We start from the raw sequence: 4318 nt of genomic DNA, 5'->3' as shown, positions 1-4318 counted from the left end.
CGGCGGCCGGCCACCCGGGTCGTCGCCCCGGGTGGCCGGCCGCCGCCGGTACGTCAGGTCAGTTGACGTCGATGCGCACCGAGTCGAAGGCGGGGGTCTGGTTGGCCCGCTCCATCATCGGCAGGCGGTGCGAGCCGTCACCGGCCCAGACGGAGCACTGGGCGGTACCGGACTCCGGCAGGCCCGGAATCTGGATCGTCACCTCGTCGGGCTGGGCGCCGCCGCGGCCGTCCTCGGTCGCGACGAAGAACGCGGGCACCTCCTGCGGCTCCGGCGGAGCGGTCAGGCTGTCCAGCATCCGGCACGCGGTGTGGAAGTGACCGCGGACCAGGCCCTGGTCGTTGAGGAGCGAGCTCTCCACGTAGTAACCACCCTGACCGGCGGCCAGGAAGCGGTCCCGGACCAGGTTGCGGGTGCTGACCCGCAGGGTGAAGGGCTGGTTCTGGCCGACCTGGTCGGGGAACTGGGTGATCAGCAGCGACGGGTTGTTGGCCGCCGCGCCGACCTCACCGAATTCGGTGCTCACGCAGCGGTTGCCGTTCTGGAAACCGTCGTGCGGCTGGAGCCGGCTCTCGTCGCAGTCGTTGGCGAGCACGCCGAGCCCGGCGCCGGGCTCGGTGCCACCGCCGTTGTTCCCGCCGCCGTTGTTCCCGCCACCGTTGTTGCCACCGCCGGGGGTGGTGGTGGGAGTGGTGCCGCCGCCGTTGTTGCCGCCCGTTCCGCCGGTGGGCTGCACCTGGCACTCGGCGAGCTGCGCGAGGCCCTGCGGCCGGGGTCCGGCCCGGTCGATGGCGGTCGTGATCCGGTCCAGCACGGCGCGGCGCTTGCCGGCCAACGGCTGGAGGATCGCGTTGCGGATGAACGCCTCACCCTTGTTGCCCTCGGCGGCGAGCCGGCGGTCCGCCTCGGCGATCTGGGTCTGCAACTGGGCGAGGTTGCGGTCCACCTCGGCCCGAGCCCGGTCTGGCACCTGCGGCAGCTTGCTCGCCACGTCCGGACAGGCGATGGCCGTGCCGGTGCCCACGGTGCCGTCCTTGCCGTCCTCGCACTCGGGGACCGACTGCTGTCCGTCACCCCAGTGATTACGCACCCACCGACCGTTCTGCCAGGTTCGGCTGGTCGAGCCGCCACCGGTCGGCGCGGTCGCGCCCGGGCTCGGCTCCACGCACTGCCCGGAAGCCGGACGCGGCTTATTTGTCCGCCGGTCCTGGGCCGACGAAATCTGAGTCACGGCGACAACTCCGCCGAAGACCGCGAGCGTGCCGACAACTGCCAGCAGACGCTTGCTCCGCGCGTTGCCGGAAGGCCGGCGCGCCCGAGTGGACCTGCGCATCGAATTGCTCTCCTTCTCGATCCGGTAGTGGATTTCTGCCCTCGGCGGACCGACGGATGTGAGGTGGCACGCCGCGGTGGCGACCCACCGTGACCTACCCGGTAATGCGTCGATGGCCGACGATGCCCTTTCCGCACCGTCTCCCGCGCCCGGTGGACGCGGATGGGGAGATCCTGTTCATTCGCGCAGGAGTACGGGGCGGCGGCCGGGAAGGTTCAACAGACACACAGGAAATTGCCGCGACCCGACACGGAGCCGGAGCGGAGCAGGGATCAGCAGGTGAAACGGGCGCTGGTCAGTCGGCGCAGAGGTGGTCGAAGGCGAACCCGCCGACCAGTTCGTGGCGGCGCTGGCTCAGCGCGGCGATCTGCGCGGTCCACTCGGCGCGCGACAGCAGGTCGGCGACGGCGTTCTCTCGCAGTCGTTCCCCCACGGCGACGGCGGCGAGATCCTCGGCCAGCCGGGCCGCGTCGATGCCGCAGGAGAAACGGTGTTCGGTCACCGAGACCTGCTCGACGAGGCACGCGTCGGGGCGTACCTGCACCCAACTCCACCCCTGTGCCGGCCCGTCCACCCAGCGGACGTGCAGTCCTCGCACGATGGGGTCGGCCACCTGCCCGGCCACGTACGCCTCGACCGCCGCCACACGGGTCAGCGCGCCGAGGTCGTTCACCGGCCCGGTACGCCCGTCCGGCAGCCGGCCCAGGATGTCCCGGAAGCTCACCGGCGCCGGTTCGGTCCCGGCGGCGGTGGCCCCGCCCGCGGCGTAGGCACGTGCGTCGATCACGTACTCGACCAGGCGGCGGCCATGCTCGGCGGCGCTCAACGTGGGCGACCCGATCCACAGGGTGGGCAGGCCGGCGGCCGCGCCCACCGCGTCCGTGAGGCGCTCCACGCGCTGCTGCGCCGAGCCGGGAGACGGAACGGGGCCGATCTGTACGGCGACGACCGGGCGGCCGCTGTCGGCGGCGTAGACCACGAAGTCGAAGCTGGCGCGGCTCGCCGAGGTCCACTGACTGCCGGTGACGCCGGGCGGGCGGCCCTGGAGCAGGTCAGTGAGCCGGCGTGCCGCCAGGACCCGATGGCCGGCGCGGCTGAGCAGCGCGTCGCGCCCCGCCTCGGCGGGCATCGCCCGCAGCCAACCGCGGTCGTCGCTCCCGATGCTCGTCATCTGCCTGATCCATCCGCCGGTCGGTCGAGCCGGGCCGAGTCTAGGTGGTCGATCATGGGCCACCGACTTCTCCTGTGACGCGGATCACAGCAGCGTTGACGTTCCAGGGATGGCCGCCGGGTGTATCCAGCGACCGCCGGTACCGGACCGGCCCGGAGGTGAGCATGTCGCGACAGCAGTTCGGCTTCCTCGCCGGGTTCCTCGCCGTGGCGGTCTGGGCGCTCGCCGGCATCGGCGTGGCCGCCCTCGCCGTGCTCGCCGGTCTGCTCGGCTGGCTGGTCGTCCGGGTGCTCGACGGCGACCTCGCGATGACCGGTCTCGGCGACCGCCGCGCCGACACTCGGCGGCGGCGATGACCACCCGCCCGTCCGCGGGGACGAACCCCAGCATCGGACTGGCCGCCGGGACGGCCGGTCCGGAACGCCGCCCTGGCGACACGGCGGACGTCGCGCGGATCGCGGTGCAGGCGGCCAGCCTCGTGCCGGGCGTGTCCGTCGTCCGTCCGGCGGCGGTCCGTCTGGATGACCGGTCCGTCGGACTCGACCTGCACCTGATCACCTGGTACGGGCACAGCGTGCCGACGATCGCCGAGACGGTCCGGGCGGTGGTCACCGACCGGGTGGCCGCCCAGACCGGGCTCCGCGTGGCGGTGGTGACGGTCACCGTTGACGACCTGCTCGTCCCCGGCGTCGACTCCTCCGGCGTCGGCACCGCCACACCGGAGGACGGCTGAGATGCGCACCGCCAACCGGGTCGCCTCGTTGCTGCTGGCCACCGTGCTGCTTCTTGGCGGCGCGGCGGCGGCCGTCCAGGCGTTGCTGCTCACCCTGCACCGACCGACACCGCTCGACACCAGCGGCTGGCTCGACGCGCTGAGCGGCACCCGGTGGCGCGACCCCACCGTCCGGGCCGTGGCCGGCGGGGCTCTCCTGCTGGGCCTGGCCATCCTCGTCGCCCAACTGCGCCGCTGGACACCGGCCCGCCTGCGCGCCGACGAGCACGACGGCTGGTACCTGCACCGGCGCTGCGTGGAACGGCGGCTCGCTGACGCCGCCAGCGCGGTGCCGGGCGTCCGCCGTGTCCGCGTCCGGGTCCGACGGCGCGGCGGTCAGTGGCGCCCCCGGGTCCGGGCGACCGGCGACCCGGCGGCCCGGGCGGAGATCGAGTTCGCTGTGCACCAGGAGTTGCGTCACCTCACCGCACCCCGCCCCGCCCGGATCGACGTCCGGCTGCTGCCTCGGCGGCGGCCGGCGTGACCAACGCCGGGCACCGGCTGCTGTGGACCATCATCGCGCTGCTGCTGGTCGCGGGCGGCGCGGCGGCACTGACGGCCAGCCTCGGCACGTTGCCCGGCGCCGACCCGGCGGCGGCGCTGCTCAGCGCCGAGGTGGTCGAGCGGTTGCGGAGGGCCGCGCCGTGGAGCGGCCTGGCCGCGGCCGCCGCCGCAGGCCTGCTCGCACTGGCCGGGCAGCGCCTGCTGACCCGGGAGCTGCGGGGCCCGGACGGCACGTTGCGCGGCACCCTGAGCCACCCCGGACGCCGGCCGGGCCGGACCCGGCTGGCCACCGACGTCCTCGCCGACGCGCTGGTACGCGACCTGACCGGCAACCCCGGCGTACGCCGGGCCCGGGTGGTGCTCACCGGCGCGCCACCGCACCCCGACGTGTGGATCCGGGTGGACCTCACCGCCGACGCGCCGACCGCCGGCGTACGCGAGCAGCCGCGCACGATGGTCGGCACCTCACCAGCGGAGTAGCTCGCCATCCGGGTGAAGTGCATCCAGAGGTGGTCGGTGGCGTTGGCCATGTCAGCCC

6 protein-coding genes are annotated in these 4318 nt (G+C 74.0%); 4 read left to right on the top strand and 2 right to left on the bottom strand.

Annotated elements, in window-relative coordinates:
• Positions 1-58: 58 nt before the first annotated feature.
• Positions 59-1333 (bottom strand): hypothetical protein, encoded by a 1275-nt coding sequence (locus ABZ749_RS30470; protein ID WP_357233811.1) that lies wholly within the window; start codon positions 1331-1333, stop codon positions 59-61.
• 295 nt (positions 1334-1628) lie between these two features.
• The gene (locus ABZ749_RS30465; RefSeq protein WP_357233809.1) at positions 1629-2504 is read right to left on the bottom strand and encodes a hypothetical protein; all 876 of its coding nucleotides are present in this window, start codon (positions 2502-2504) and stop codon (positions 1629-1631) included.
• 164 nt (positions 2505-2668) lie between these two features.
• Between ABZ749_RS30465 and ABZ749_RS30460 the strand changes: the two genes are divergently transcribed.
• The 4 genes from ABZ749_RS30460 to ABZ749_RS30445 are packed head-to-tail and all read left to right on the top strand — an operon-like array spanning position 2669 to position 4260.
• On the top strand, positions 2669-2860 hold the full coding sequence (locus ABZ749_RS30460) for a hypothetical protein (protein WP_357233807.1): 192 nt from the start codon (positions 2669-2671) through the stop codon (positions 2858-2860).
• Positions 2857-3237 carry an Asp23/Gls24 family envelope stress response protein gene (locus ABZ749_RS30455; protein WP_357233805.1) on the top strand — a complete coding sequence of 127 codons (381 nt, stop codon included), beginning with the start codon at positions 2857-2859 and terminating at the stop codon, positions 3235-3237. The genes ABZ749_RS30460 and ABZ749_RS30455 overlap by 4 nt, the downstream gene beginning before the upstream one ends.
• A 1-nt stretch (position 3238) precedes the next feature.
• Positions 3239-3760, top strand: coding sequence for a DUF6286 domain-containing protein (locus ABZ749_RS30450; RefSeq protein ID WP_357233803.1), 522 nt, complete (start codon positions 3239-3241; stop codon positions 3758-3760).
• Positions 3757-4260 carry a hypothetical protein gene (locus ABZ749_RS30445; RefSeq protein ID WP_357233813.1) on the top strand — a complete coding sequence of 168 codons (504 nt, stop codon included), beginning with the start codon at positions 3757-3759 and terminating at the stop codon, positions 4258-4260. The genes ABZ749_RS30450 and ABZ749_RS30445 overlap by 4 nt, the downstream gene beginning before the upstream one ends.
• The last annotated feature ends 58 nt before the right edge of the window (positions 4261-4318 follow it).

It is taken from the genome of Micromonospora sp. NPDC047753, assembly GCF_040642735.1.
GTDB lineage: Bacteria > Actinomycetota > Actinomycetes > Mycobacteriales > Micromonosporaceae > Micromonospora.
The sequence above is the reverse complement of the archived record's forward strand: the minus strand, read 5'-3'. Positions and strand labels throughout refer to the sequence as shown.

What these genes read in the sequence shown, in the direction of transcription:
- ABZ749_RS30460 (WP_357233807.1), top strand. Translation starts at nt 2,669, where the DNA reads ATGTCGCGACAGCAGTTCGGCTTCCTCGCCGGGTTCCTCGCCGTGGCG.
- ABZ749_RS30465 (WP_357233809.1), bottom strand. Translation starts at nt 2,504, where the DNA reads ATGACGAGCATCGGGAGCGACGACCGCGGTTGGCTGCGGGCGATGCCC.
- ABZ749_RS30470 (WP_357233811.1), bottom strand. Translation starts at nt 1,333, where the DNA reads ATGCGCAGGTCCACTCGGGCGCGCCGGCCTTCCGGCAACGCGCGGAGC.
- ABZ749_RS30455 (WP_357233805.1), top strand. Translation starts at nt 2,857, where the DNA reads ATGACCACCCGCCCGTCCGCGGGGACGAACCCCAGCATCGGACTGGCC.
- ABZ749_RS30450 (WP_357233803.1), top strand. Translation starts at nt 3,239, where the DNA reads ATGCGCACCGCCAACCGGGTCGCCTCGTTGCTGCTGGCCACCGTGCTG.